Genomic DNA, 24,507 nt, shown 5'->3' on the forward strand with positions numbered 1-24,507 from the left:
ACGAACCGGCGAACGAACGAACCGGCCCGCGGGCTACCCCGCGAGCCGGTCCGGTGAACCGACGTCAGTCGCCCGACGGTGTCGCCGTGGTCTGTGCGGCCGTGCTCGCCCCCGTGGACGTGGGCTCGACGGCCGGCTTCGTCGTTGCCGGGGCGGCCGACGCCGGCTTGCTCGGCGCCTTCGACTCCTCTTCCGCCGGCTCCGACACCGGTGCCGACGACGGGGGTGCCGACGACGGCGGCTCACTCGGCGGCGCAGAGGGCGGGGTCGACGTCGGCTTGGTAGCACTGGCCGACGCTTTCACCGGCCCGCTGGCCGACGGGGAGGCCGTCACCGACGACGACGGGCTGGCCGTCACCGACGCCGAGGGCGTGGTGGTCGAGTTCGGTGCCTTCACGGCCGGGAAGATCCGCGTCGCGCCGAAGAACCGCGACCACTTCACCTGCCCGGTCTTCACCTTCTCGCCGGTGGTCGGCGCGTGCACCATCTGGCCGCCGCCGAGGTAGATGCCCATGTGGTAGATCGAACGCCAGTCGCTGGAGTCGCTGGCGAAGAAGATCAGGTCGCCGGGGAGCAGCTGGTCACCGAGGCGGAGCTTGGTCGCCTGGATGGCCGGGGTGCCGTGGTACATGTCGTTGGCGACGCGCGGCACGCGGACCCCGAGCTGCCCGTACGACCAGTACGCCAGGCCTGAGCAGTCGAAGGTGTTCGGGCCTTCGTCGCCCCACACGTACCAACTGCCGATCTTGCTCATGGCGAAGTTCAGTGCCTGGACGGCCTTCGGGTTGGCGACCATGCCGTCGACCGGCACGTTGGAGACGGTGCCGCGGCTCTGCTCGGCCGCCGCCTCCTGCGCGGCGATCTGCAGGACGGCCTGCTCGTTGTCGGCCTTGAGCTTCTGGAACGCGGCGTCCTGGACCTTGAACTCCGCGTCGATCGGGGTGAACGTGCCCTGCGCGGTGAGGTAGGTCGACTGGGCCAGCTCGTACTGCTGCTTGGCGGCCGCCTCCTCCTGCTCCGCGCGCAGCAGGTCACGGGCGTCCTGCTGGCTGCCCGGCTGCTGACCGAGGCCCGGCGCGAGCAGGCCGAACTGGTGCAGGTCGTGCGCATACCCGTCGAGCGGCCCGAGGCCGGTCGCCCGCTTGTACGCCTCCGCGGCGGCCGAGTCGGCCCGGCTGCGCAGCTCCGCGACCTGGGCGGTGGCGGCACGCAGCTTGTCCTGGGCGTCGGAGGCCGCGGCCTGCGCCGTCTCCAGGTTGATCTGTGCCTGGAGCCGTTTCTGCCCCAGTGTGCTGACGGTGACCTCGAGCGAGGCGAGCTGCGTCGCGAGCGGGCCACGCAACGTGGCGGTGCTCCCGCCGACGACCGCGGGCGCGGCGGTGCCGCCCTGGCCGGGCATGAGCAACGTGCCGGATGCGATGGGCCGGGAGCCGGTGTCGGGGATCGCACCACCCGGATCGGCGTACGCCGGGCGGGGGACGAGTGAGCACAGCAGGGTGCAGACGACGGCCGCGACGAACATCGGCCCACGCCTGTGCCTTCCCCGCTGCCGGGGGACCATCGCCGCGACCTGCGCGGATGCCTCAGCTTCGGCAGGCGGGACCCAGCTGTCGCCGGGATAACTCGCCGCCCTCAATACCAGTCCGTCCATGCCACCGTCCCCAGTCGGTAAGCCCCGCCAATGGTCGATCGCGATCGATCGATCAGTCGGTCTGCCGCCCGACCGTGTTTCTGCCCACTTTTGTTTACCTCACGGAAGCAATCAACGTCGAGAGCTGATCAATGTCAGTTCGCTCGCGAAGAGGTGAACAGGGAGATGAACACCGCACTCCTGCGGGGGCCGGTGAGGCCCGGCCCGGCCCGACGTACGCTGGCGACGTGGATGCAGGTGTGAAGCGTGAACTCGAGGCCAAGGTCGTTGCCGGCGAGCGGCTGAGCAGGGAAGACGGCGTCGCTCTGTACGAGAGCGACGACCTGGTCTGGCTCGGCAGGCTGGCCCACCACAAGCGCACCGAGCTCAACGGCGACCGGGTGATGTTCAACGTCAACCGGCATCTCAACCTCACGAATGTCTGTTCCGCCAGCTGCGCATACTGCTCATTCCAGCGCAAGCCGGGCGAGAAGGACGCATACACGATGCGCATCCACGAGGCGGTCGCCAAGGCCAAGGAAATGGAGGACGAGCAGCTCACCGAGCTGCACATCGTCAACGGCCTGCACCCGACCCTGCCGTGGAAGTACTACCCGAAGGTCCTCCGCGAGCTGAAGTCCGCCCTGCCCAACGTCAAGCTGAAGGCGTTCACCGCCACCGAGATCCAGTGGTTCGAGAAGATCAGCGGCCTGCCCGCCGACGAGATCTTCGACGAGCTCATCGACGCCGGCCTCGAGTCCCTCACCGGCGGCGGCGCGGAGATCTTCGACTGGGAGGTCCGCCAGCACATCGTCGACCACGCCACCCACTGGGAGGACTGGTCGCGCATCCACCGCCTCGCCCACAGCAAGGGCCTGCGGACCCCGTCGACGATGCTGTATGGCCACATCGAGGAGCCCCGGCACCGCGTCGACCACGTCATGCGGCTGCGCGAGCTGCAGGACGAGACGGGCGGCTTCACCGTCTTCATCCCGCTGCGCTACCAGCACGACTTCGTCGACTCCGCCGACGGCAAGGTCCGCAACCGGCTGCAGGCCCGCACCAAGATGGCCTCGCCCGCCGAGTCGCTCAAGACCTTCGCCGTGTCCCGGCTGATGTTCGACAACGTGCCCCACGTCAAGTGCTTCTGGGTCATGCACGGCCTGTCCGTCGCCCAGCTGTCCCTCAACTTCGGCGTCGACGACCTCGACGGCTCGGTCGTCGAGTACAAGATCACTCACGACGCCGACAGCTACGGCACGCCCAACACGATGCACCGCGAGGACCTGCTCCACCTGATCTGGGACGCCGGCTTCCAGCCCGTCGAGCGCAACACCCGCTACGAGGTCGTCAAGGAATACGACAAGCCCACCCCCCTCGCCGAGCGCCGCGCCGAGCCGCAGCAGGTCTGGGCCTGACCCTCAGTGCGGGCTCCGGTCCGTCGTGGGCACGACCGTCGCTCCCGTCAGCCACCGGTCAGGCCTTGACGGCCTTCCCTGCCACCTCCGTGCACAGTTGCGCGGACACGACCTGCGGTCGTGACCACGACCTGCGGTCGTGACCAAGACCGGCCGCCTCCGCGGCCCGGTCGTCCGTGCGCTGCGCGCACGACGTCGATCAGGCGCGCGACGGCGACAGTGCCGGCGAGCGTCTGAATCGGCGGGCGGTGGGCGGCTTAGCGTGGCGCGCGCGGGCGGCGATATCCTGGCCAGACCATGTCTGCGCTGTTGAAGTACACACTCGCCCGGCTCGGGCTCTTCGTTCTCGCGGCCGGTGCGATGTTCGCCGTCCCGCTTGACGTCAGCGTCCTGCTGAAGCTGATGATCGCCGTGGTGGTCTCCGCCGCGCTGGCCTTCTTCCTGTTGAAAGGGCTCCGCGAGGAGGCCTCCATGCAGGCGGTCGGCGCCGCCGCGCGCCGGACCGAAAAGCGTGAACGACTGCGCGCCGCGCTGAACGGGGATGATGATGGGGGTGAAAGCACCACCAAAGCGGACTAATAGCGCTTAAACCTTGGATGGTGCAAGACCACCCAAGGAGGCTCGATGGGCCGCAGGCTCTCCGTATCGCTCACGCTCGCCGGTGTCGGTCTGCTGGTGCTCGTGGGGATGAACCCCGCCAGTGCCGAGCCCGCTGAGAAGTCCGGCCGGTACGTGGTCGACGGCGTGCGCACCCTGGACGACCGCAACCGGGTCGCCCGCAGCGGGGCCGCCATCGACGGGATCGACCACGGCCGGGCCGAGATCACCGCGCTGCCGTCCGAGGTTCGCACGCTCCGCGACCAGGGATTCGTCGTGGAACGGCAGCGGGCGGAGGACTTCCCCGCCGCCGACAAGGCGTACCACAACTCCGCGGAGATGATCGCCGAGCTCGACAAGGTGGTCGCCGCCCACCCGACGATCATCCGCAGGACCAGCATCGGCAAGTCGTACGAGGGCCGCGACCTGCCGCTGATCAAGATCTCGGACAACGTCGCGGTCGACGAGGACGAGCCGGAGGTCCTCTACGGCGCCCACCAGCACGCCCGCGAACACCTCACGGTCGAGATGGCGCTGTACCTGGTGAAGCTGTACACCGACGGGTACGGCAAGGACGCCCGCATCACGAAGTTGGTCGACGGCCGCGAACTGTGGATCGTGCCCGACCTGAACCCGGACGGCGGCGAATACGACGTGGCCACCGGCTCCTACCGCAACTGGCGGAAGAACCGGCAGCCCAACGCCGGATCGGGCAGCGTCGGCACCGACCTCAACCGCAACTGGAGCTTCCGGTTCGCCTGCTGCGGCGGTTCCTCGGACAACCCGTCGTCGGAGACCTACCACGGCCCGTCGGCGTTCTCCGCGCCCGAGATCCAGCGCCTGCGGGACTTCGTGCTCAGCCGCCGCGTCGGCGGGGTGCAGCAGATCAAGACGAGCATCGACTTCCACGCGTACAGCGAGCTGATCCTCTGGCCGTTCGGCTACACGACCGCCGACACGGCGACCGGGCTGAACGCCGACCAGCAGGCCGCGTTCCAGAGCCTCGGCACCCGGATGGCCAACTCCAACGGATACACGCCCGAGCAGTCCAGCGACCTGTACATCACCGACGGCTCGATCATCGACTGGCTGTGGGCGACGCAGGGGATCTTCGCGTACACGTTCGAGATGTACCCCGGCGTCAACCCCAGTGGGAACGGCTTCTACCCACCGGCGAGCGTGATCAGCGCGCAGACCACCCGTAACAAGGAGGCCAGCCTGCAGCTCGCGGAGTTCGCCGACTGCGTGTACCGGATCATCGGCAAGCAGGCCCAGTACTACAAGAGCGGCACCGCGAACGTGGTCTGGTCCGACGACTTTGAGAGCGCCAAGGGCTGGACGGTCACCAAGGGCACCGCGACCGGCGGGCTCTGGGAGCGCGGCAACCCCGAGTCGACCACGCAGAACGGCCCGAAGCAGCTCGGCAGCGCCGTCAGCGGCGACAACGACCTGGTGACCGGCCGCAAGGCCGGCTCGTCGGCGGGCAGCAACGACGTCGACGGCGGCACCACGGCGGTGCGGTCGCCGTCGATTGCGCTGCCGGCCGCCGGCGCGCTGACCCTCGACTGGTCCTGGTACTTCGCCCACGCCGCCAACGCGTCCGCCGGCGACCAGTTCAAGGTCAGCGTGCTGCACGGCGGCGCGAAGACGGCGGTCTTCGCCAAGGCCGGCGCGGCCGGCGACCGCGACGCGGCCTGGACCGAGGCCAGTGTGGACCTGACGTCCTACGCCGGGAAGTCGATCCAACTGTTGATCGAGGCGACCGACGCCGGCAGCGCCAGCCTGATCGAGGCGGCCGTCGACAACGTCATGATCACAAAGTCCTAAAAGCGGTATTCGTCGGAAATCTCGATCAGCGCGAAATGTGCGCCGGACGGGTCGGCGACGCGGGCGTACCAACCGGCCGATGACGCCATCGGCTTGCGGGCCACCGTGCCACCCAACGAAGTCACCCGCTCGCATGCCGTCACGGCATCGTCGACCATGAAGCAGACCGTCCAGTGCTCCGGCAGGTCGGCGGGGAACCGCTCATCGATCGGCAGCAGCCCGCCGACGGCGTCGTTGTGGTGGTGCAGCTCGAAGTACGGCTCGGCGTTCTCGGTCTCCACCGCGTGCCACCCGAACACCGAGCCGTAGAAGGCGCCGGTGCGGTCCAGGTCGTGGGAGGCCAGCTCGTACCAGCAGATCGCGCCCGGCTCGAACGACACCTGGGCGCCGCCGAACCGGCTGCGCAGCCACGTGGCGAAGACCGCGCCGCCGGCGTCGGCGACCACGGACAGCGTGCCGAGGTCCCGCACGCTGGTCGGGGGCACCTTCACGGTCCCGCCGGCCTGCAGGACCGCCTCGGTGGTGCCGGCAGGGTCGTCGGTGGCGATCGAGATCAGCCACGCGGCCGGCCCGCCGGGAGCGGCCGTGCGCAGGCCGGCCACGGCGCGGCCGTTGAGCGTGAAGTGCCCGTCGTCATTGAACTGCCAGCCGAAGAGGCCGCCGTAGAACGCGCGCGCAGCGACCGGGTCGGGGCTGGCGACCTCGGCCCAGCACGGCGTGCCCGGTGCGTAACCCCGTACTCGCATTCCGCGTCCCTCCGGTTGTCTCAGTGTTTCGAGATAGTGACATCCGGACAGTGATCACGAAACCCTATCCAAGGGCGGAGGAAGCGGACGTTCGTGGAGGACGTCCAACCGCGAGACGGCCCGCGTCAGGACGACGAACAGCCGATTGAGTCCGCGGGGCTCGGCGTCCACAATGTCCGCCGGTTCGACGACGATCACATGGTCGTACTCAAGACCCTTGGCGAGGCTTGCCGGCAGCACGGTGACCCGCTCGTGCACGAGATCGGGGGCGATCAGCGGCACGGTGGCGTCAGCCGCGATCACGCCGATGGAGCCTTCGAAGGCGAGCGCTCGCCGCACCGCATCCGCCAACGGAACGGCACCGATGGTGAGTGCCCCGTCGGTCCTCAGCGACCGCGCCTCCGGCACGTCGACCCCCAGCGCGGGCAGCAGCCGGTTGGCCAGCGCCACGACCGCGGCCGGCACGCGGAACCCGGTCGTCAACGGCACGACCCGTGCGGCCGGTTTGCCGAGGTGCCCCAGCAGCGTCCGCCACTCCCGGGCCGCCCACGGCGCCGTGCCCTGCGCCAGGTCGCCGAGCAGCGTGATCGACCCGTGCTCCGAGCGCCGGGCGATCACCCGCGCCTGCATCGGCGACAGGTCCTGCGCCTCGTCCAGCACCACGTGACCGAACGACGGCACCCGGTCGATCAAACCGGCGGCCTCGTCGATCAGCACCGCATCCGCCAGGGTCCATCGCGCCGACTTCGCGGTCTTCGGCGGTTTCGCCCAGGCGATCGCCGCCTGCTCGTGCGGCTCCAGCACCTCGTCGGCCGGGTCACTGAGCACCTCGAACACCAGCTGCTCCGGCGTCACCGCCGGCCAGGCATGATCCAGCACCTCGAGCACCGGCTGCGAGCGACCCATCCGGCGCTGCCACCCCTCGCTCGGCGAGTCACCGCGACGCGCCTCCGACTGCCGCATCAGCAGCGACACGATCCGCGCCCGGACCCGCTCCCGGCCGATGCCGTACGGCGGCGCCTCCCGCCGCACGTCGTCCACGACCCGCCGCAGCGCCTCCGTCGACACCCGCCACCGGTAGGACCCGTCCGAGACGGTCAGCGGCTCCTCCGGCCGCTTGATCTTCGCGTTGAGCCGCCGCGCGAGCACCGTGGCCATCCTCGGGTCGTGCTTCACCTCGGCCGCGGCATCCGTGTCGACGCCTTTCACGGGGGTACCGAGCAGCCCGTCGATCGTGGACTGCTGCACCTCGATCTCACCCAGCGCCGGCAGCACGCTGGCGATGTAGCTCAGGAACGCGCTGTTCGGCCCGACGATCAGCACCCCCGACCGCCGCAGCCGCTCCCGGTGCAGGTAGAGCAGGTACGCCGCCCGGTGCAGCCCCACGGCGGTCTTCCCGGTGCCGGGGGCGCCCTGCACGCAGATCGACTCGTCCAGCTCGGCGCGCACCAGCTCGTCCTGCTCGGGCTGGATGGTGGCGACGATGTCGCGCATCGGCCCGACGCGCGGCCGTTCGATCTCCTCGAGCAGGATCCGGCTGGTCCCGAGCTCCTCCCCGGCCTGCAGGTGCTCATCCTCGAAGCTGGTCAGCTCGCCCTTGACGAAGCCGAACCGGCGCCGGGTGCTGACGTCCTGCGGGTCCTTGACGCTCGCCTGGTAGAACTTCCGGCTCATCGGTGCCCGCCAGTCGAGCACCATCGGCTCCCCGGCCACGTCGGTGACGTGCCGCCGCCCGACGTGGAACCGGCCGCCCTCGTCGGCTTCGACCGCCTCGATGTCCAGCTTGCCGAAGAACAGTGGGGTGTCGGGGCTGTCGGCCAGCTCGGCGATCCGCCGGGCCAGGTGTCGGCCGAGCGTCTCGGCGGCGAACGGGTCCCCGGCGACCTGATCGCCGGTGGAGAAGAGGTCCTCGGCATGCTCCCGCATCCTGCGCAGGGCCTTGCGTGAGGCTTCCAGGTGCGCTCGCTCGGCGGCGAGCTCGTCTTGCAGTGCGGGCACGGTGATTTCCTTCAGGGGAATCTCAACAGCTGCTCGCTCGCGTATCCGGGACGTGACCCGGCGCGTAGGGACGTCCGCTGCGGTGCCTACCTCACCGCGGCCGTCAAGCGGCCAACCACGTTACGCCTAAGGACCGTTGGACTCCATCGAATTTCGACCTCGGCTCACACCCGGACGGGTCCGGGCATCACGCGAGTACGGGCCGCGTAGCGGCAGGACTCGGCGAGGAAGCAGCGTCGGCAGTCCGGGGTGCTCGCGGTGCATGTGTCGTAGGCGACGTGCTGGATCAGTGGGTGAGCGCGCGCCACGTCCGGGCCGTAGGCGAGCAGGTCCGCGGCGACCCGGCGGCTACCCGGTTTGGTGAGGCCACCGTCGTGGTCGGTGAGACCGAGCCGGTAGGCGACCCGCATCAGGTGCTGGTCGATCGGCACCGTGTCCGGCACGTCGTTGACGATCGCCATCACGATGGCGGCGGTATGTGTGCCGACGCCGGGCAACGACGGCAGCAGGTAATTCAGTGCGTGCGAGTCGGAGCCGCCGATCGGCCGGTCGAATGCCGTCGCGCCTCGCCTGGTGAGGATCGCCGCAGTGGCGTGCAGGCGGGAGGCCTTGACCTCGCCGAGCGGTCTGACCAACTGGGCCAGTCTGGGCAATGGCAGCTCGGAAAGTCGTCGAGGGGTGAGTCCACCGCATTCGGCGGCGAGTCGGGGGAACACCTTCCGTACGGCCGCGGCGGGTCGGGCCTGGGCCAGGACGGCCAGCACGAGCGTCTCGAACGGCGAGCCGGCCAGCAGGATCATGCCCTGATGGTGTCGGCGCAGCGCTCTCAACGCCGGGTGACCCGTAAGGGCCATGGCACCGACCTGTTCACCGTTACGGAACGTGGCGATCAGCAGGTCACGCAACAGTTCTTCGTCCGTGCCGGTCCGGAAGGAGAACTGCAGCCCGCCACGGTCGGCCTCGACTCGTACCCGGATGCCCTGCCCGTGCAGGTGGAAGGTGCGTTGCCATACGCCGGCCCCGGTCATGTGCCAGGCCAGGGCAGGGATCTGCAGTCGCATGGTAGCCGCGAGATCGGGCGTGGATTCGCAGGCCAGGCTCAATGCGGTAAGCATCGGTGCACCTCATCGGCGGGGTCCGGGACGGCGAGGGCGGCCCGAGATGTCATCGGGTCCGCCCAGCGTCGCCGCGAGGGCCGGTTGGCGCTGCCCGCGCCGGTGCCGATGCCACTTCGGAAGGGTGCCACTCCCGAAGTAGCGCTCTACGTGCCTGTCGTGTTACACGCGGTATGGGTGAGGGTGATCATCGGTAACCTGTTCGTCGCGGAACGCTCAGAACAGTCCCTCCGCAAGCTGCGTCGGTGACGATCGGTGTCGCTTCGACCGGCCAACGCAGTGGCCACCGACCCGGCCGGCCCACTGTCGGGCGTCTCCCTCAGGGCAGGATCCATCGTTGCGCGTCGGACTGGTTGCAGGCTGCCATCCGCTGCTGGGCCCTGCTGTCCGCGTCGCCCGCACGCCCGAGACACAGCCCCGACGCCTGATTGATCAGCGAGCCCGCGGGTCCTGACCGCCACTGCTGGGCCGGTCCACCATCGCAGCTCTGCAGACGGATCCTGTCACTTGATGCCTGCAGGCATCGACCAAGGGCCTGAATGGTGCCGCCGTCCGTCACGGTCCATGCCTGGCCGGAGGTGCCGTTGCAATCCCACCTCCGGATCCCATCGCCGTCCTCGCCGGCGTTGCCGTCAAGGCACAGCCCGGAGACGCTGGTGATCCGGCCGGTGCTGGACTCGCCTCCACGCGGAGGCGGAGGCGGCGGAGGCGACAGGGCGGGCTGCCCGCTGAGTACGGGGCCGGCGCTCGGCGGGGCGGCATCCGACGGGTTGGGTAACACCCCGGGCGGAGACGGCTCCCCGGAGACGGACGACGCTCCTGCCGTTGTCGGCGCGTTCGACGCCGGCGACGCCGGTGGGACCGGCACAGCAGCTGTCCTGAAGTGACCACCCCTCGGCGCTGTGGTCTCGGCCGCGCCCGGAGCAGGAGCCGCAGGCCGATCGCCGACGCTCAGCGCAAGCACGGTGGTGCCCAGCGTGAGCATCAGCACGCCCGAGCCGACGGCAAGGAAGCGCCGTCGGGCACGATTGACCGGACGGGCAGCAGGCGCGGGGGCCGTGCCAGCCCCTGCGCCGGCGCGGGTCAGGCGGATGTCGGCGGGCGTCCTCGCGTGCCGGCCGTCGTCCTCGGGTTGGCCGTCGTCCTCGGGTTGGCCGGCGGACGTCGGTGTATCGCCCAAGGGCTCTTCGGCCGCGGGCTGGTGCTCAAGAAGGCGGACGTAAGGACGAATCAGGAGGGGCTCTTCGTCGATCTCCGGCCAGACCGGGCCCGAATCCGTCGCGTTGGGATACGTCATTTCCCGGCCGCCCACTCAACCCTGAGCGGCCGGTGCAGCCGCAGCCGGCAGTTGTTGTCGCGGTACTCGAACAACATCACGAGCAGCGTCCCGGGTCGCATGCCGCCGAACGTAACGGCCATCGGCGTGTGCTGATGCGATTGCGGAGGGTGAACCTGAGAGTTCACCCTCGAACTCACCCGCCACGGGTGACAATGCCCGGGGCAACCCGGCGCGCCGGGACGTCCGCTGCGGCGCCTACCTCACCGCGGCCGTCAAGCGGACAGCTGGTCCACGCGCTCCCTGCGGGGCACCTCCACCGAATCGCACTGCGACGTTGCGGCACGGTGGTTGATCGGTGTACCCGATCAACCACCGTTTGTCGGTCATGAGCACGGTGCCGCCCCAGCGACCACTCAGTGCTGCCGCCGAACCCGAGGCACCAGCCGGAGCAGCGCAAAACCGCCCATGATCAACGTGGCGGCGAGCACCAGCTGCCAGCCGATCGACAGGCCGGTCACCGGCAGCGTCGCAACACCGGCGCCGGTCCCACCGGCAACGGTTCCTCCATACATGTGCACTCCTTCTCAGTGATTGATCCATTCACGGTCAGCACCGCGAACCGTCTTCCACGCCGCCAGCCAATACACGCCGGCGCGCCATTGTTCGAACAGCCACTCGGGCAGCATCGACGCCGCCAGAACGATGTCACCGGGACGGCCCGATCGGACCGTCCAGACCCGCTCGAGAAAGAAGATGCCCGTCAACGGCAGCCATCGCGGGTCGAACGGCAGGCTGCCCGTCACGGCGAGGAACAAGGCCAGGAACGCGAGATACGCCGGCACCAGCAGCGACCCGGTGTAGATCGCGATCTGGCGGACCCAGGTGCCGAACGTGCGCCGGTTCATCCCATACAGGCGGAGGCTGTCGAGCATGCCCCGCTGCCAGCGGATCCGCTGGTCCTTCAGTGCCGTCCAGGTGGGCATCGACTCGGTGATCGCGGTCGCCTTCGACGGCGCCACCGGTCGGTAGCCGAGCGCCTGGACCGCGAACGTCAACTCGATGTCCTCGGTGGCGGTGTCGCGGTGGTACAGCTCGCCGCGGTAGCCGGGGAGCCGGCCCTCACCACGGGCGATGAGCACATCCCGGATCACGCGGACCTGGAGCAGGGTGGCGACACCGGACAGCACCAGCGCCTTGTCCATGCGCCGGGCAACCTGCCGCGCGAACCGGGCGTACTCGTTGCGCTGCAGCCGATCGAGCAGGCTGGTGCCGTCGCGCGACGTGTGGAAGCTGGCGCAGACGGCGCCGACGGGTCGCCGCCGGCGGCGGCCGGCACGGGGCCGGGTGAGTGCCCGGACGGCGTGCTGGGTGAAGTCCGGGTGCAGGATGCTGTCCGCGTCGGTGACCAGCAGGAAGTCGTCGTCGGCGAGACCGGGCAGCAGGTTGGTGATGGCCCAGTTCAGCGCACCGGCCTTCTTGTGGGGGTTGTGACCGGGGAACTCGTGCACATCGGCGCCGGCGGCCGCGGCGATCTGCGCGGTGTCGTCGCTGCAGTTGTTCGGCACGACAACGATCCGGTCGATCGGCGGGGACCATTGCCGTCGCAGCGCTCGGACGGTGTCGGCAATGGTCGCGGACTCGTTGTAGGCAGGCACCAGAGCGACGATCTTCGCAGTTGGCCGGGCGTGCCGGGAGCGCTGCGTCGGGAATGCGCGGACCGCGACGGTGGAATCGTCTTCGATTTTTTGGCTGGGCCCGGATGCGTCGCGATCGACGTCAATCATCTCGTCGGTCAGGCGGAAGCGCACGACTGGATTGCCCTTCGAGTTTCGTGCGGGCAACGCCCTTTTCCGTGCAAGGGGTCTCCGCGTGAGTGATCAACCGTCGAATCAAGATGGACGCGGCGCTACGGACGCGAATGCATGACGGTTGCGGAGCCGACTTTGCTCGACGTGGTCGCGGGGTCGCAGGCGTTCGGTGCTGCTTCACCCGGGTGAAACGGTCGAATGAAACAACGACTGCCCAGGAGTATGGCGGGACAATGGCAATGCGCCACTCGGGAACTCATCCGACGACCGGATTCCGGGTGAAGGCGCGGTCACCGTAACGCCAGTGGTTTGGTGCGGTGCGTAACGGGGAGTCGACGCCGGCACCTCATGGCTGGACTGCGGTCCGCGTGCGACCTCAGAAACAAAAAGGACACCTGTTCCATGATCGATTCGCCACCGCATTCTCATGCGCCGAAATCACGCCGCCTGTACCAACCGATCATGATTGTGCCGGCGGTGCTCGCGCTCGTCACGATCGCGTCGATCACCACCTACGTCATGAACGCCGACACCGACAGGACCCGTGCCGTCTCGGCGCCGATTGCCACACCGACCGCGTCGCCGCCACCGCGATTCGATCCCGACGCCGGCGCGGCGCTGCCGCGAAACCGCGTCGTGGCCTTCTATGCGGTGCCCGGCGCGGCCGTCACCGGCCCGGCCCATGAGCTCACGGGGGCGATGCTCGCCCGGCTCAGGCAGCAGGCGGCGGTGTATCAGCGGCTCGACCCGGCGCATCCGGTGCTGGCCGGGATCGATCTCGTCGTCAGCGTGCCGGACCGGAAGCCCGGGCCGGCCGGCACATACAGCCATCATGTGCCGACGGCCACGATCGACGAGTACGTCGAATTCTGCCGGAAGAACAACCTGCTGCTGTTTCTGGACCTCAACTTCGGCTGGTCCGACCCATCGGCGGAATTGAACTTCTTCCGGCCGTATCTCAAACTGCCGTTCGTGCACGTCGCCGTCGATCCGGAGTGGATGTTCCCGCGGCACAACGGCGTTCCGGGGGTCAATCTGTCCAACGTGCGCGCCGCCGACCTCAACCCGCTCATCAGCGCGGTCGCGCAGATGCCGGAAGAGTACAAGGTGCCGCGCAAGATGTTCATGATCCACCAGTACCGGCCGGACGGTGACGACCTGGCCAATCCCTACAACCCGGGCGCGGCGATCATCGCCGACAAACGGAACCTGCTCAACGACAGCCGGGTGGACGTGGTGATCCATGTCGATTCGGTGGGTGGCTGGCCCGGCGACATCGAGGTGAAGACCGAGCAGTACACCAAATGGGTCGACCAGGGCATGCAACGGTTCCAGAATTTCAGGTACGGGGGATTCAAAATCTTCTACCAGCTGGAGTCCAAGCACCAGCTGATGACCGAGGAACAGGTCATGGCGCTCCAGCCGGCACCGATGGTCATCACCTACGGCAACTGAACCTGCGGCAACCGATCCGGGACGACTGCCACCACGATCAGCGGAAGAGCTCGTGCGCCACGGGGGCACACGAGCTCTTCCGCTCACGTCAGGCGCTGGCTACACGCGAGTGGTGCCGGCGGGCCGCCCGTGCCCACTCGTCACCTTGGCGGCGATGTAGACGCCGACGACCGCGAGCGCAATTTGAATGCCGTGCCGGATCCAGTCGACGCCCGAGGTCTGCCCGACCCCGAGCCAGGTGGCAATCAGCCCCCCGATCAGCGCGGCGACGATGCCGACCGCGACGGTGAGCACGACCGATATGTTCTGCCGGCCCGGCAGGATCAGTCGCGCAAGAACGCCGATGATGGCGCCGCCGATAATCGCCCACAAGATCGTCCCGATCATGTCGGCCTCCTTCCTCGTGGCTCGCCCGCAACGCACCCTCCCTACCCACGCGTACCCACATGTCACCTGTCCCGCCCGCCGGCCTCGTCCCCGGGACGTTCGAGGTGGACTTCGATCGGGGGCGGCGACCGAGCCGTCGGGCTGGGCGAAGGGGCGTAGTGCCACCTCGCAGTCAGCGGTGATCAGCCGGTGCGTTTCCGTGCTGACGGCGCCGGTCAAAGGGCGACAGCTCGCCCGAGGATGGCAACCGGCGGACCTGGTCCGGCTCGTGCAGCGCCGATACGGGGCGCGACACGGACGGGTCACGATCGACGTCATCGCCGCGCAGATGCGGGCCTATGCGCCGGCCACCGTCGACGAGCGGTGGGAAGCGCAGCTGGGCGACCTGGGCGCGACGGTCTGGTGGGAGCGTGACGACCGGTATCCGGCGACGCTGGCCGAGCGGGAGGGGCTGACCCGGGCCGAGTGATCCGCTGCCTGCTGGAGGTGCTCCTGGTGGTGAACACCTGCCCGCGGATCCAGCAACTGGGCCCGGTGCCCGGGCAGGCGCGGCGCGGTTCGCTGCGCACCACTGCGACAGTCAAGGATCGGGGCCAGCTCGACCGGATCCGAGCGCTCCTGGCGAAGGCGGAGTCGACCAACTTTCCGGAGGAAGCCGAGACGTACACGGCGAAGGCCCAGGAACTGATGGCCCGGCACAGCATCGACTATGCGCTGCTGTCGGTCGACGTGGGCGGACGCGACGAGCCAGTCGGGCGTCGGGTCGCTGTCGACAACCCGTATGGGGCGCCGGAGGTGCTCCTGCTCGACGCGGTCGCGCGGGCGAACCGCTGCCGCAGCGTCTGGTCCGGCGAATTCGGGTTCGTCACCGTCCTCGGCTTCCCGTCCGACGTGGACGGTGTCGAGATGCTGTTCACGTCGCCGCTGGTGCAGGCGACCGGCGCGATGGTGGCGGCCGGCTCCCGGCGTGACGCCAGCGGCCGGTCGAGCACCCGGTCGTTCCGGCAGTCCTTCCTCACCGCGTATGCGCAGCGCATCGGCGAACGCCTGACCACGGTGACCAAGGAGACCACCGACGAGGCGACCCGCGACGCGGTGGGCCTGCTGCCCGTGCTCGTCTCCAGGGAGGCGAAGGTGCCGCGTTGGACGCACTTGCCGAGGGCACCGCGGAAGATCTGCGCGAGCCGGCGCCGACCGCAGAGCAGGCGCGTGAGCAGTTGGCGGCCGAACAGGCCGTGAGCCTCGCCCACCTGCGCCGGGTCGAGGCGGGATATTGGGAACGCGATTGGCGCTTCGCCCACCGGGACAACGGCGTCTACCCGGAGAACCATCTGTGGGAAGCGGTCAGCGGCTACCTGGACCTGCTGAAGTAGCGGAGCGGGCGAGCATGGCGCGGACCTCCGCGGCGTCGACGGCGGCGCCGAAGAGTTCGGTGCCCGGTTCGAAATGTCTGCCCTCGGCGAGGGGGCCGGCCGCGACCGGGTCGAAGCCGAGCGCGTCGATGAGATCGGCGACGGTCTTGAGATCGACCGGGTCGTCGCCGGCGATCGCGATGGCCGTGCGCTCGCCGGTGCCGGCGAACGCACGCTCTTCGAGGTCGTGATAGCCGAGGTGGTTGAAGGCCTTGACCACCCGGGAGCCGGGCAGGAACGCCTGGACGATCTCGCTCGACGAGGTGCTCGGGTCGGTGAGGTCGGGACGGTGGCCGTCGACCTCCCACCAGTAGTTCATGGCGTCGATGACGAGCTTGCCGCGCAGCGCGTCCGCGGGGATGGTGCGGTGCTTGCCGAGCGGCAGCGCCAGGATGACCACGTCGGCGCGGGTGGCGGCGTCGTGGGCGGTGGTGGCGACCGCCCCCGGGGTCAGCACCTCGACCGTGAGCGCGATCTGCGCCGGGTCGCCGGACCCGGCGATGAGCACCGGGTGGCCGGCGGCCACGGCGAGCCGGGCGAGCACGGTGCCCACCTTGCCCGCACCGAGGATCCCGATGACGGTCATGCCGCCACCTCCGCTGCGCTCCGGCGTCGGCCTGACCTGGAGGCTGAGCTCATGATGACCGGCTCCTCGCTCCGCTGCGGGGCCGGTCATGCCGCCACCTCCGCTCCGCTGCGGGCCGGTCATGACAGGAGGTCCTTGACCATCGGGATCACCTTGGTGCCGTAGAGCTCGACGGCCCGCAGGCGGGCGCTGATCGGCTGGGCGCCGGCGGTGTAGATGAGGTCGAAACGGCCGACGTCGACGGTGCCGAGCGTCCGGGCGATCTTGCGGGCGACGGTCTCCGGTGCGCCGATGTAGAGGGAGCCGTGCTCGATCTCGGCGTCGAACTCCTGGCGGCGGATCGGCGGCCAGCCGCGCAGGGCGCCGATCCGGTCGCGGATGACCCGGTAGTGCGGCCAGAACACCTCCTTGGCCTCCTCGTCGGTGTCGGCGACGAAGCCCGGCGAGTGCATGCCGACTGGGTGTGCGGTGGTGCCGAGCTGGTCGGCGGCCCGGCGGTACAGCTCGATGTACGGGCCGAAGCGCGAAGGCTGGCCGCCGATGACGGCGAGCATGAGCGGCAGGCCGTACCGGGCGGTCCGCACGACCGACTGCGGCGAGCCGCCGACGCCGACCCAGGTGGCGAGGCGGCCGGACTCGGTCTTCGGGAAGACGTCGGCGTCCACGAGCGGGGCGCGCGTCGTGCCGCTCCAGGTGACCGGCCGCTCGTCGAGCAGCCGCACGAAGAGGTCGATCTTCTCCTCGAAGAGCACGTCGTAGTCGCTCAGGTCGTAGCCGAACAGCGGGAAGGACTCGGTGAAGGAGCCGCGGCCGAGGATGACCTCGGCCCGGCCGTGCGACAACGCGTCGACCGTGGCGAAGCGCTGGTGCACCCGGACCGGGTCGTCCGAGCTGAGCACGGTCACGCCGGACGCGAGCCGGATGCGTGACGTCCGGGTGGCGATGCCGGCGAGCACGGTCTCCGGGGTCGACACGGAGTACTCCGGCCGGTGGTGCTCGCCGAGCGCGATGACGTCGACGCCGAGCTGGTCGGCCAGCACCGCCTCGTCCACGACCTGCCGGATCGCGGCGGCGTAGGAGACCGGTTGGCCGGCGTCGTCCGACGGCACGTCGCCGAAGGTGTCGAGGCCGAACTCGAGATCAGACATGGCTGGGCTCCATCGTGAGCAGTTCCTGGACCCGCGGGGCGACCTCGCGACCGAGCAGCTCGATCGTGCGGGCGCGGGCCTGCAGTGGCAGGTGCATGACGTCGTACTTGAGGTCGAAGCGGCTCAGTCGCAGGTCGCGGGCGGTGGCGGCGATCTTGCGGGCGACGGTCTCGGGGGAGCCGACGAACAGGGCTCCGTGGTCGATCTCGGCCTGGTACCGCTCGCGGGTCGGCGCGTAGAAGCCGCGTTCGCGGGCCAGCGCGGTCACCACCGGCTGCCAATGGCGCCACCAGGTCTCCGCGGCCTCTTCGTCGGTGTCGGCGATCAGGCCGAGCGAGTGCTGCCCGACCGGGAGGGTGGCGTGCCCGAACTGGGCCAGCGCGCGCTGGTAGAGCTCGACGTGGCCGGCGAAGCGTTGTGGCCGGCCGCCGATGATGGCGAGCATGAGCGGCAGTCCGTAGCGGGCGGCGCGGATCACCGAGTTCGGGCTGCCACCGACGCCGATCCAGGTCGGGATGCCGCCCGGGCGCATGCGCGGGTGCAGCCGCTGCTCGACGAGCGGGGCGCGGACCGTGCCGGACCAGGTGACCGGGTCCTCCCGCTGCAGCCGCACGAAGAGGTCGAGCTTCTCCTCGAACAACTGCTCGTAGTCGGCCAGGTCGTAGCCGAACAGCGGGAACGACTCGGTTGCCGACGCGCGGCCGAGGACGATCTGCGCCCGGCCGTTCGACACCGCGTCCAGGGTCGAGAACTCGTGGTAGAGCCGCACGGGGTCGTTGGTGCTGAGCACCGTGACCGACGTGCCGAGGCCGATCCGTTCGGTGGCCGTGGCGATCGCCGCGAGCAGCACGGGTGTCGCCGAGTCGTTGTGGCCGGCACGGTAGTGCTCGCCCACGCTGAACACGTCGAGGCCGACCGACTCCGCGAGCCGCGCATCCTCGACCAGCAGCCGCAGGGTCTCGGCGTCGCTCAGGACGCGGTCGCCGTCGGTGGCCACCTCGCCGAACGAGTTCAGACCCAGCTGGAAGGTCGTCATGTCTCCTCCTGCCCGGGATCCCCGGTAATTGACGTGTCAATTATTGGCACGATATGATTGACGCGTCAATTGGAGGGACCATGACGGACGACACACCCGGGCAGCGGCGGGGACGCCAGCTGCCGACCGTCGATGAGCTGCGGATCTGGCGGGATTTCATCGAGACCGCGGACGCGCTCCGGGGCGAGCTGGCGTCCAGGTTGCAGAGCGAGACGACGCTGTCGACCGGGGATTATTCGGTGCTGCTGGCGCTCAGCGAAGCTCCGGACCAGCGGATGCGTTCCTCGGAGCTGGCCGCGGGCATCGGCTGGGAACGCAGTCGGCTGTCCCACCACCTGGCCCGCATGGAGAAGCGCGCCCTCATCCGTCGCGAGGAGTGCGCCACCGACAACCGGGGCGCCGACGTCGTGCTGGCCCCGGCGGGCGCGACGGCGTTCCGGGGCGCGACGGTGCCGCACCTGCGCGCGATCCGGGAGCTGTTCGTCGACGCGCTCACGCCGGAGCAGCTGGCCGCCGCAGGCGACCTCGCAACCGCCCTACGGGCCCGCCTCACGCAGTGAGGCAGCAGCTCAGAAGTGCTCGCGGAGTTCGGGCAGCAGTTCGAAGGCGAGGAACGGGGCGCCGGTCGGGTCCAGCAGGAAGGCGCCCAGGCCGATGCCCGCGTCGACCGGCCCGGCCATCAGCCGCCCGCCCAGCTCGGCGGCCCTGGCCGCGGTGGCCGCGCAGTCGTCGACCAGGAAGATCGTGCGCCAGTGTGCGGGCGTCCCCGGCGGATAGTGCTCGCCCATTGGGCTCATGCCGCCGACCACCCGGTTCGTGGCGACCCACTCGTGATACTCCTGGTGGGCGCCGGCCGAGCCGGCGCGTTCGGTCCAGCCGAAGACCTTGCCGTAGAAGCTGACCGCAGCGGGCACGTCGGGCGTGACGACCTCGCTCCAGCAGATCGTGTCGGACTCGTTGACGACCTGGGTGCCGGCGAACGTCCCGCGCTGCCACGCGCCGAAGACCGCCCCGGACGCGTCGGTGAAGAGCGCGCTGCGCCCCCGCGCGCCGGCCTGCACCGGTGGCATCAGCACGGTGCCGCCGGCGTCGCCGACCAGGCCGGCGGTCGCCTCGAGGTCCTCGGTCGAGATGTAGCTCAGCCAGGCCGAGGGCCGGCCGGGTGCCGCGGCGAGCCCGGCGACGGCCAGGTCGCGCAGCAGGAACGTGGTGGTCCCGTCGTCGGCCGCGGCGGTCGTCCAGCCGAAGAGGCCGCCGTAGAAGGCCGCGGAGGCAGCGGGATCGGCGCTGGTCAGCACCGTCCAGCACGGTGTCGCGGGGGCGTAGCCACGTACTCGCACCGACAGCTCCTCATCGAGAAATGATCACTCACGATAGGAAAAAAGGTCTGACCTTAGATCATCCGAAGGGCCATGAATACCCTGGTTCCGTGGCTGATGAGACGGCTGATGAGACGGCTGACGAGATCCCGGTCAGGCTGGACCCGGGCCGCGCGCAGATCCGTGACGCGGCGACCATGCGCGCGCTGGCGCACCCGGCGAGGATTGCGATCCTCGACCGGCTCTTCGACGGGGGCGAGCCGGCGACCGCGACCGAGCTGGCCGAGGTCTGCGGGCTGTCGCCCAGCGCGACCAGCTATCACCTGCGGGAGCTGGCCAAGGTCAACCTGATCGAGCAGGCGCCGAGCCGCGGCGACGGGCGGGAGCGGGTCTGGCGCAGCCAGCTGCAGGGGCTCAACATCGAGGCCGGCCCCGAGGGCGGCGCGGCGGAGAGGGCCGCCGACCGCGAGCTGTCGACGATGTTCCTGGAGATCGAGGACGCCCGGGCCCGAGCGTGGCTGGCCCGTCAAGATCAGGAGCCCTACGAGTGGTACACGGCCGCGACCTCGGCCGACATGCAGATCCAGGTGACCGCGGACGAGCTGCGGGAGCTCAACAACCAGGTGCTCGCGCTGTTCCAGCAGTACGCCAGATCGCGCCGCGTCGATCCGCCCGAGGGGTCCCGCCAGGTGAACGTGACGTACCGGACCTTTCCCCGTACATAGGACGGCCCTCTGGCGATCTAGAGATGTGAAGGATTATTTTCGAAGCATGTCCTTCACATCTGCTCGTGACGTGTACCTGCTCGCGGTCACGCGGGGTGTCTCGTTCCTCGGGGACTTCCTGGCCGCGACCGCGATCCTGCTGGCGCTGCAGGAGCGCGGGGCCGGCGGACCGGCCGTCGCCGCCGTGCTCATCGCGTCGGTGATCCCGGTCGTCGTGCTCGCCCCGCTGGTCGGGCGGCTCGTGGACCGGGTCGACAGCCGGGTGCTGCTGACGACCGTCGGCCTCGCCCAGGCTGCCTGTTGCGCCGCGATGGCGCTCACCGCCAGCACCTGGCTGCTCATCGCGTTGGTCGCGCTGCTCGCCGCGGGGGTGGCGGTGACAACCCCGACGTTCAACGCGCTGCTGCCCGACATGGCCGGGCCCGACGGCGTCGGCCGGGCGATGGCGATCGGGCAGACCGCCAACTCGGTCGGCGCCCTCGCCGGCCCGGCCCTCGCCGGCCTGCTCGTCGGGGCGTTCGGCCTGCGCGTCCCGCTGCTGATCGACGCCGCCACCTACCTCGCCGTCGTCGTCGCGGGGCTGCTGCTGCACACCCGCCGGAAGGCGGCGGCGTCCGCTGTGCCGGGCGCTGGTCGTGCACCATGGAACATCCGCAGCGACAGATTCCTGCTGGCACTGGTGTGCCTGGTCGGGGCCGTCGTGCTCACGCTCAACGTCAACATGGTCGTCGGCGTGTTCTACATCCGGGGGACGCTCGGCGGCAGTCCGGCCGAGTTCGGGCTGGTCGAGGCCGCCTGGATGGCCGGCATGCTGGCCGGCGGGTGGCTCGCCGCGGCCCGCACCCGCGACGACGGCCAACTCGGGCGCATCCTGGTCCTGCTGCACCTGACGACGGCGGCGGTCGTGCTGCTGTCGGGCTTCGCCGGCGCGGTGCTGATGCTCTACCCGCTGTGGCTGCTCGGCGGGGCGATGAACGGCGCGGAGAACAACTTCCTCGGCGTCATCTCCGCCCGGCGCGTCCCCGCCGCGGTGCGCGGCGCGTTCTTCGCCCGCATCGGCGCCGTGGTCAACGCCGCCAACCTGATCGGCTACGCCGCCGGTGGCGTGCTCGTCGACCGCTTCGAGCCCCGGCACATCGTCATCGCCTGCGGCGTGGCCGGCCTGCTCTCCGTCGCGGTCTTCGGCGGCTGGATGTGGCGGGTCAGTGCGGCGACTGGGTCAGCAGCTGCTTCGTCACTTCCCGGCACGTCTTCGTCCCGTAGTCCTTCCCCAGTGTGCTCGGGTAGTGCGCCATGATCCCGATCGTCCACCCGTCGCCGACGGCCATGCACGCGATGTGCCACTGGCCGTCGTCGCGGGCCAGCCAGCCGTTCTTGATCGCGGTCGTCTTCTGCACGTCCGCCGGCAGCACCTCGATCGGCCCGAACCGTCCCGGCCCGCGCACGTTGCGCATCTCGTTGAGCAGCCAGCCGGTCCACTTCGGTCCCGCCGCCCGGCCGTCGCCGATGCACTTGGCCAGCCGGGCCACGTCCCGCGCCGACATCTGCGTGAGGCTCCACGAGTTCTGGGTGCCCTTGGTCTCGGTCAGCCCGCAGGTCGTGATCATGCGCTTGATCGAGGTCAGGTTGCCGTTCTGGACGTGATACTTGAACGTGTTCTCCGTCTCGGAGTCCCGGATCATGCGCGACAGCTCCTGCAGCGCGGCGGCCGCGGGCTGCTTGTTCTGCTCCGCCTGCCGCCGCAGCCAGTCCGCCGCCACCCACGCCTTGGCCATGCTGGCGGTGTCGCTCGTCGTGTACGGCGTCGACCCGTACAACTTGTCTTCCTTCAGGTCGTAATACGCCCACGACCAGAAGCCCTTGACGTTCATCGTCACCGGCTGCGTCGGTGTGAACAGCGGCCCGCTGGCACTCGGGCTCGGCGCTGGGCTCGGGCCTTCCGTTGCCGCGTCGGTCGCCGCAGCCTGCTGCTGCTGGGCGTTTTGCGGCTTTTGCTCGGAAGGCGTGCTGCAGCCAGCCAAGACGATGGCGCAGACCAGCACTGCGAGGGGGCGTCGCACCCCACGAGAGTACGCGCTGTGACAATGGCCGCCCCGCCCGCTTGAGCGACGAATCCTGGGGCACCATGGCGGTGTGCCTGCACTGCAGCGGCCCCGCGTCGGCCACATCCAGTTCCTGAACTGCCTGCCGCTCTACTGGGGCCTCATGCGCTCGGGCGCGCTGATCGACGTCGACCTGCACAAGGATTCCCCCGAGCGGCTGAGCGCCGCCCTCGTCGCCGGCGACCTCGACGTCGGCCCGATCACGCTGGTCGAATACCTGCGCAACGCCTCCGACCTGCTGCTCCTGCCGGACATCGCGGTCGGCAGCGACGGCCCCGTCCTCTCGGTCAACCTGGTCTCGACGGTGCCGCTGTCGTCGCTGTCCGGCCGTCGCGTCGCCCTGGGCGCCACGTCGCGGACCGGGGTCATGCTCGCGCAGATGTACCTGGAGTCGAAGATCGGCGTCACACCCACGTACTTCCAGAGCCCGCCCGACCTTGCCCGCATGCTCGACGAGGCGGACGCGGCCGTGATCATCGGTGACGTGGCGCTGCGGGCCCTGCACGACGCCCCGCAGCACGGCTGGACCGTCACGGACCTCGGTCAGGCCTGGCGGGACTGGACCGGGCTGCCGATGGTCTTCGCCGCGTGGGGGGTCCGGCGGTCCTTCGCGGAGGCCCACCCCGGCCTGGTCAAGGACGTGCACCAGGCGTTCCTGCGGTCCAAGGACCTCTGCCTGACGGAGCTGGACGAGGTCGCCGAGGCGGCGGCGCGCTGGGAGACCCTCTCGGCGGCGACGCTGGCGCACTACTTCCGGGTGCTGGACTTCTCGCTCGGGGATCGTCAGGTGGCGGGGATTCGCGAGTTCGCCCGCCGGGCGGCTGAGCGGGGTGCTGTTCCGGCGCTGCCGCCGGCCGGGCCTGAGTTCTTCGTGGGTTGACCGAGGGGGACACGCTCACCGAAAGATTACTTTTTCGGATGTGCTAGTGTCAGGGAAGCAGGGCGAAGACACGACGTCGGTTCCGTGCCAGTGGACGCGGCTCCTACGCCTGCAACTGCCGGGTCACGCTGGAGCAGATGTCGGCGCCGTAATTCATGCCCTTCGACGTCGGGTACACCGTCAACACGCTGAGCACCCAGTCGGTGCCGATCGCCATGCAGTTGACGTGCCACTTGCCGTCGCTCCGGGCGATCCAGCCGTTCTTCACCGCCGTCGACGCCTTCTCCGTGGCCGGCAGCGCGGGCACCACCCCGAACTCCTGGCTGCTGCTGACGTTGCGCATCTCGTTGAGGACCCAGTCGGTCCACTTGGCACCGGCCGCGCGCCCGTCGCCGATGCACGCGCCCATGCGGGCGGCGTCGCGGGCCGAGACCATGGTGCTGGCCCAGTCGACGAAGGCCTTGCTGTCGGTGAGCCCGCACATCTGCACCAGCCGGGTGATGCTGGCCGAGCGCCCGTTGAGCCCCCAGAAGTACGACGCCGCCGTGTTGTCGCTGTTGCGGATCATCGAGGTGAGCTGGCGCAGGTTCGAGGTGCTGGGGTTCGGGGTGCGGCGCAGGTAGTCCGCGGCCAGCCAGGCCTTGATCATCGAGGCGGTGCGCTGGGTGGTGGCGGCATTGGTGGAGCCGGCCATCGCGCCGGTGCGGCGGTCGAGCACGGTCCAGGACCAGAAGCCGGTGGCGTTGACCGCGACCGGGGCTGGGTGCAGCAGCGCCGGCGGGAGGCTCGGAGCCGCGGGCGCGGCCGGTGCGGCCTTGCGGGTGGCTTCGGCCGTCGGTGACGCGGGCGCACTGACGGCGGCCGGGGCGGCGGCGCTGGAGCCGTGATCGTCCAGCATCTCGCTGCCCCACACGTAGGGCACGCCGACCATCACTGCGACGGCGAACAAAATGAACACGGTGAATCCGACGCGCTTGCGCATGGGTCGGTGGTCCCTCCCTGGCGGTCGCACCCATTGCATCGACCGCTGGTCATGAGC

General features: G+C 69.9%; 25 protein-coding genes. 11 read left to right on the forward strand and 14 right to left on the reverse strand.

The genetic code is table 11. From position 1 onward, the window contains the following. Nucleotides 1-64: 64 nt before the first annotated feature. Nucleotides 65-1,522 carry a C40 family peptidase gene (locus ACFPIJ_RS22900; RefSeq protein WP_380117223.1) on the reverse strand — a complete coding sequence of 486 codons (1,458 nt, stop codon included), beginning with the start codon at nt 1,520-1,522 and terminating at the stop codon, nt 65-67. Nucleotides 1,523-1,878: 356 nt separating this feature from the next. On the opposite strand from ACFPIJ_RS22900, the gene mqnE reads away from it, so the two are divergent. The 3 genes from mqnE to ACFPIJ_RS22915 all read left to right on the forward strand — a co-directional run bounded on the left by mqnE (nt 1,879) and on the right by ACFPIJ_RS22915 (nt 5,472). Next, entirely contained in the window at nt 1,879-3,048 is a 1,170-nt protein-coding gene (gene mqnE, locus ACFPIJ_RS22905) for an aminofutalosine synthase MqnE (protein ID WP_380117224.1), read from the forward strand. A 297-nt stretch (nt 3,049-3,345) separates the two neighbouring features. Further along, nucleotides 3,346-3,627 carry a DUF4229 domain-containing protein gene (locus ACFPIJ_RS22910; RefSeq protein WP_380117225.1) on the forward strand — a complete coding sequence of 94 codons (282 nt, stop codon included), beginning with the start codon at nt 3,346-3,348 and terminating at the stop codon, nt 3,625-3,627. A gap of 45 nt (nt 3,628-3,672) precedes the next feature. Then, entirely contained in the window at nt 3,673-5,472 is a 1,800-nt protein-coding gene (locus ACFPIJ_RS22915) for a M14 family zinc carboxypeptidase (RefSeq protein ID WP_380117226.1), read from the forward strand. Here the strand turns inward: ACFPIJ_RS22915 and ACFPIJ_RS22920 are convergent. From ACFPIJ_RS22920 to ACFPIJ_RS22945, 6 genes are all read right to left on the reverse strand, one after another. Further along, nucleotides 5,469-6,218, reverse strand: coding sequence for a VOC family protein (locus tag ACFPIJ_RS22920; protein ID WP_380117227.1), 750 nt, complete (start codon nt 6,216-6,218; stop codon nt 5,469-5,471). The genes ACFPIJ_RS22915 and ACFPIJ_RS22920 overlap by 4 nt on opposite strands. Before the next feature lie 54 nt (nt 6,219-6,272). Then, nucleotides 6,273-8,216: a HelD family protein gene (locus ACFPIJ_RS22925; RefSeq protein ID WP_380117228.1), complete on the reverse strand. Its 1,944-nt coding sequence runs from the start codon at nt 8,214-8,216 to the stop codon at nt 6,273-6,275. A 164-nt stretch (nt 8,217-8,380) separates the two neighbouring features. Then, the gene (locus tag ACFPIJ_RS22930; RefSeq protein WP_380117229.1) at nt 8,381-9,331 is read right to left on the reverse strand and encodes an endonuclease III domain-containing protein; all 951 of its coding nucleotides are present in this window, start codon (nt 9,329-9,331) and stop codon (nt 8,381-8,383) included. Nucleotides 9,332-9,650: 319 nt separating this feature from the next. After that, a complete protein-coding gene (locus ACFPIJ_RS22935) occupies nt 9,651-10,628 on the reverse strand; it encodes a ricin-type beta-trefoil lectin domain protein (protein WP_380117230.1) in 978 nt (325 codons plus the stop codon). Between the two features lie 395 nt (nt 10,629-11,023). Continuing rightward, nucleotides 11,024-11,182: a hypothetical protein gene (locus ACFPIJ_RS22940; protein WP_380117231.1), complete on the reverse strand. Its 159-nt coding sequence runs from the start codon at nt 11,180-11,182 to the stop codon at nt 11,024-11,026. A 12-nt stretch (nt 11,183-11,194) separates the two neighbouring features. After that, complete coding sequence (locus ACFPIJ_RS22945; RefSeq protein WP_380117232.1) at nt 11,195-12,265, reverse strand: glycosyltransferase family 2 protein; 1,071 nt, start codon at nt 12,263-12,265, stop codon at nt 11,195-11,197. Nucleotides 12,266-12,820: 555 nt separating this feature from the next. Here ACFPIJ_RS22945 and ACFPIJ_RS22950 point away from each other — a divergent pair. Then, nucleotides 12,821-13,873, forward strand: a complete 1,053-nt coding sequence (locus tag ACFPIJ_RS22950; protein WP_380117233.1) for a hypothetical protein — start codon at nt 12,821-12,823, stop codon at nt 13,871-13,873. 99 nt (nt 13,874-13,972) lie between these two features. Here the strand turns inward: ACFPIJ_RS22950 and ACFPIJ_RS22955 are convergent, their stop codons facing one another. After that, nucleotides 13,973-14,260: a GlsB/YeaQ/YmgE family stress response membrane protein gene (locus tag ACFPIJ_RS22955; protein ID WP_380117234.1), complete on the reverse strand. Its 288-nt coding sequence runs from the start codon at nt 14,258-14,260 to the stop codon at nt 13,973-13,975. A gap of 199 nt (nt 14,261-14,459) precedes the next feature. On the opposite strand from ACFPIJ_RS22955, the gene ACFPIJ_RS22960 reads away from it, so the two are divergent. From ACFPIJ_RS22960 to ACFPIJ_RS64580, 3 genes are read left to right on the forward strand one after another with little or no spacing between them, the layout of a single operon-like run. After that, nucleotides 14,460-14,729: a hypothetical protein gene (locus ACFPIJ_RS22960; RefSeq protein ID WP_380117235.1), complete on the forward strand. Its 270-nt coding sequence runs from the start codon at nt 14,460-14,462 to the stop codon at nt 14,727-14,729. A gap of 26 nt (nt 14,730-14,755) precedes the next feature. After that, nucleotides 14,756-15,499: a DUF2786 domain-containing protein gene (locus ACFPIJ_RS22965; RefSeq protein WP_380117236.1), complete on the forward strand. Its 744-nt coding sequence runs from the start codon at nt 14,756-14,758 to the stop codon at nt 15,497-15,499. After that, entirely contained in the window at nt 15,403-15,633 is a 231-nt protein-coding gene (locus ACFPIJ_RS64580; RefSeq protein ID WP_465252335.1) for a DUF7711 family protein, read from the forward strand. Before ACFPIJ_RS22965 ends, ACFPIJ_RS64580 begins: the two co-directional genes overlap by 97 nt. Here the strand turns inward: ACFPIJ_RS64580 and ACFPIJ_RS22975 are convergent. From ACFPIJ_RS22975 to ACFPIJ_RS22985, 3 genes are all read right to left on the reverse strand, one after another. Then, nucleotides 15,605-16,258, reverse strand: a complete 654-nt coding sequence (locus tag ACFPIJ_RS22975) for an NADPH-dependent F420 reductase (RefSeq protein WP_380117238.1) — start codon at nt 16,256-16,258, stop codon at nt 15,605-15,607. The two genes, ACFPIJ_RS64580 and ACFPIJ_RS22975, sit on opposite strands and share 29 nt — an antisense overlap. Before the next feature lie 119 nt (nt 16,259-16,377). Next, on the reverse strand, nt 16,378-17,406 hold the full coding sequence (locus ACFPIJ_RS22980; RefSeq protein WP_380117239.1) for an LLM class flavin-dependent oxidoreductase: 1,029 nt from the start codon (nt 17,404-17,406) through the stop codon (nt 16,378-16,380). Next, complete coding sequence (locus ACFPIJ_RS22985) at nt 17,399-18,442, reverse strand: LLM class flavin-dependent oxidoreductase (protein ID WP_380117240.1); 1,044 nt, start codon at nt 18,440-18,442, stop codon at nt 17,399-17,401. Before ACFPIJ_RS22985 ends, ACFPIJ_RS22980 begins: the two co-directional genes overlap by 8 nt. Nucleotides 18,443-18,522: 80 nt before the next feature. On the opposite strand from ACFPIJ_RS22985, the gene ACFPIJ_RS22990 reads away from it, so the two are divergent. Then, on the forward strand, nt 18,523-19,002 hold the full coding sequence (locus ACFPIJ_RS22990) for a MarR family winged helix-turn-helix transcriptional regulator (protein ID WP_380117241.1): 480 nt from the start codon (nt 18,523-18,525) through the stop codon (nt 19,000-19,002). Nucleotides 19,003-19,011: 9 nt separating this feature from the next. Here ACFPIJ_RS22990 and ACFPIJ_RS22995 read toward each other — a convergent pair whose 3' ends face one another. Beyond that, a complete protein-coding gene (locus ACFPIJ_RS22995) occupies nt 19,012-19,782 on the reverse strand; it encodes a VOC family protein (protein ID WP_380117242.1) in 771 nt (256 codons plus the stop codon). An 89-nt stretch (nt 19,783-19,871) separates the two neighbouring features. Between ACFPIJ_RS22995 and ACFPIJ_RS23000 the strand changes: the two genes are divergently transcribed. Both ACFPIJ_RS23000 and ACFPIJ_RS23005 read left to right on the forward strand, forming a co-directional pair. After that, complete coding sequence (locus ACFPIJ_RS23000; protein ID WP_380117243.1) at nt 19,872-20,486, forward strand: ArsR/SmtB family transcription factor; 615 nt, start codon at nt 19,872-19,874, stop codon at nt 20,484-20,486. A gap of 46 nt (nt 20,487-20,532) precedes the next feature. Further along, nucleotides 20,533-21,783 carry an MFS transporter gene (locus ACFPIJ_RS23005; RefSeq protein ID WP_380117244.1) on the forward strand — a complete coding sequence of 417 codons (1,251 nt, stop codon included), beginning with the start codon at nt 20,533-20,535 and terminating at the stop codon, nt 21,781-21,783. On the opposite strand, the gene ACFPIJ_RS23010 is transcribed toward ACFPIJ_RS23005, so the two are convergent. Next, nucleotides 21,689-22,363: a serine hydrolase gene (locus tag ACFPIJ_RS23010; protein WP_380117245.1), complete on the reverse strand. Its 675-nt coding sequence runs from the start codon at nt 22,361-22,363 to the stop codon at nt 21,689-21,691. The two genes, ACFPIJ_RS23005 and ACFPIJ_RS23010, sit on opposite strands and share 95 nt — an antisense overlap. 256 nt (nt 22,364-22,619) lie before the next feature. Between ACFPIJ_RS23010 and ACFPIJ_RS23015 the strand changes: the two genes are divergently transcribed. Further along, a complete protein-coding gene (locus tag ACFPIJ_RS23015) occupies nt 22,620-23,468 on the forward strand; it encodes a menaquinone biosynthetic enzyme MqnA/MqnD family protein (RefSeq protein ID WP_380117246.1) in 849 nt (282 codons plus the stop codon). Between the two features lie 103 nt (nt 23,469-23,571). On the opposite strand, the gene ACFPIJ_RS23020 is transcribed toward ACFPIJ_RS23015, so the two are convergent. Further along, nucleotides 23,572-24,450: a serine hydrolase gene (locus tag ACFPIJ_RS23020; protein ID WP_380117247.1), complete on the reverse strand. Its 879-nt coding sequence runs from the start codon at nt 24,448-24,450 to the stop codon at nt 23,572-23,574. Nucleotides 24,451-24,507 lie beyond the last annotated feature (57 nt).

The organism is Dactylosporangium cerinum (assembly GCF_042653625.1).
GTDB classification, from domain to species: Bacteria; Actinomycetota; Actinomycetes; order Mycobacteriales; family Micromonosporaceae; genus Dactylosporangium; species Dactylosporangium cerinum.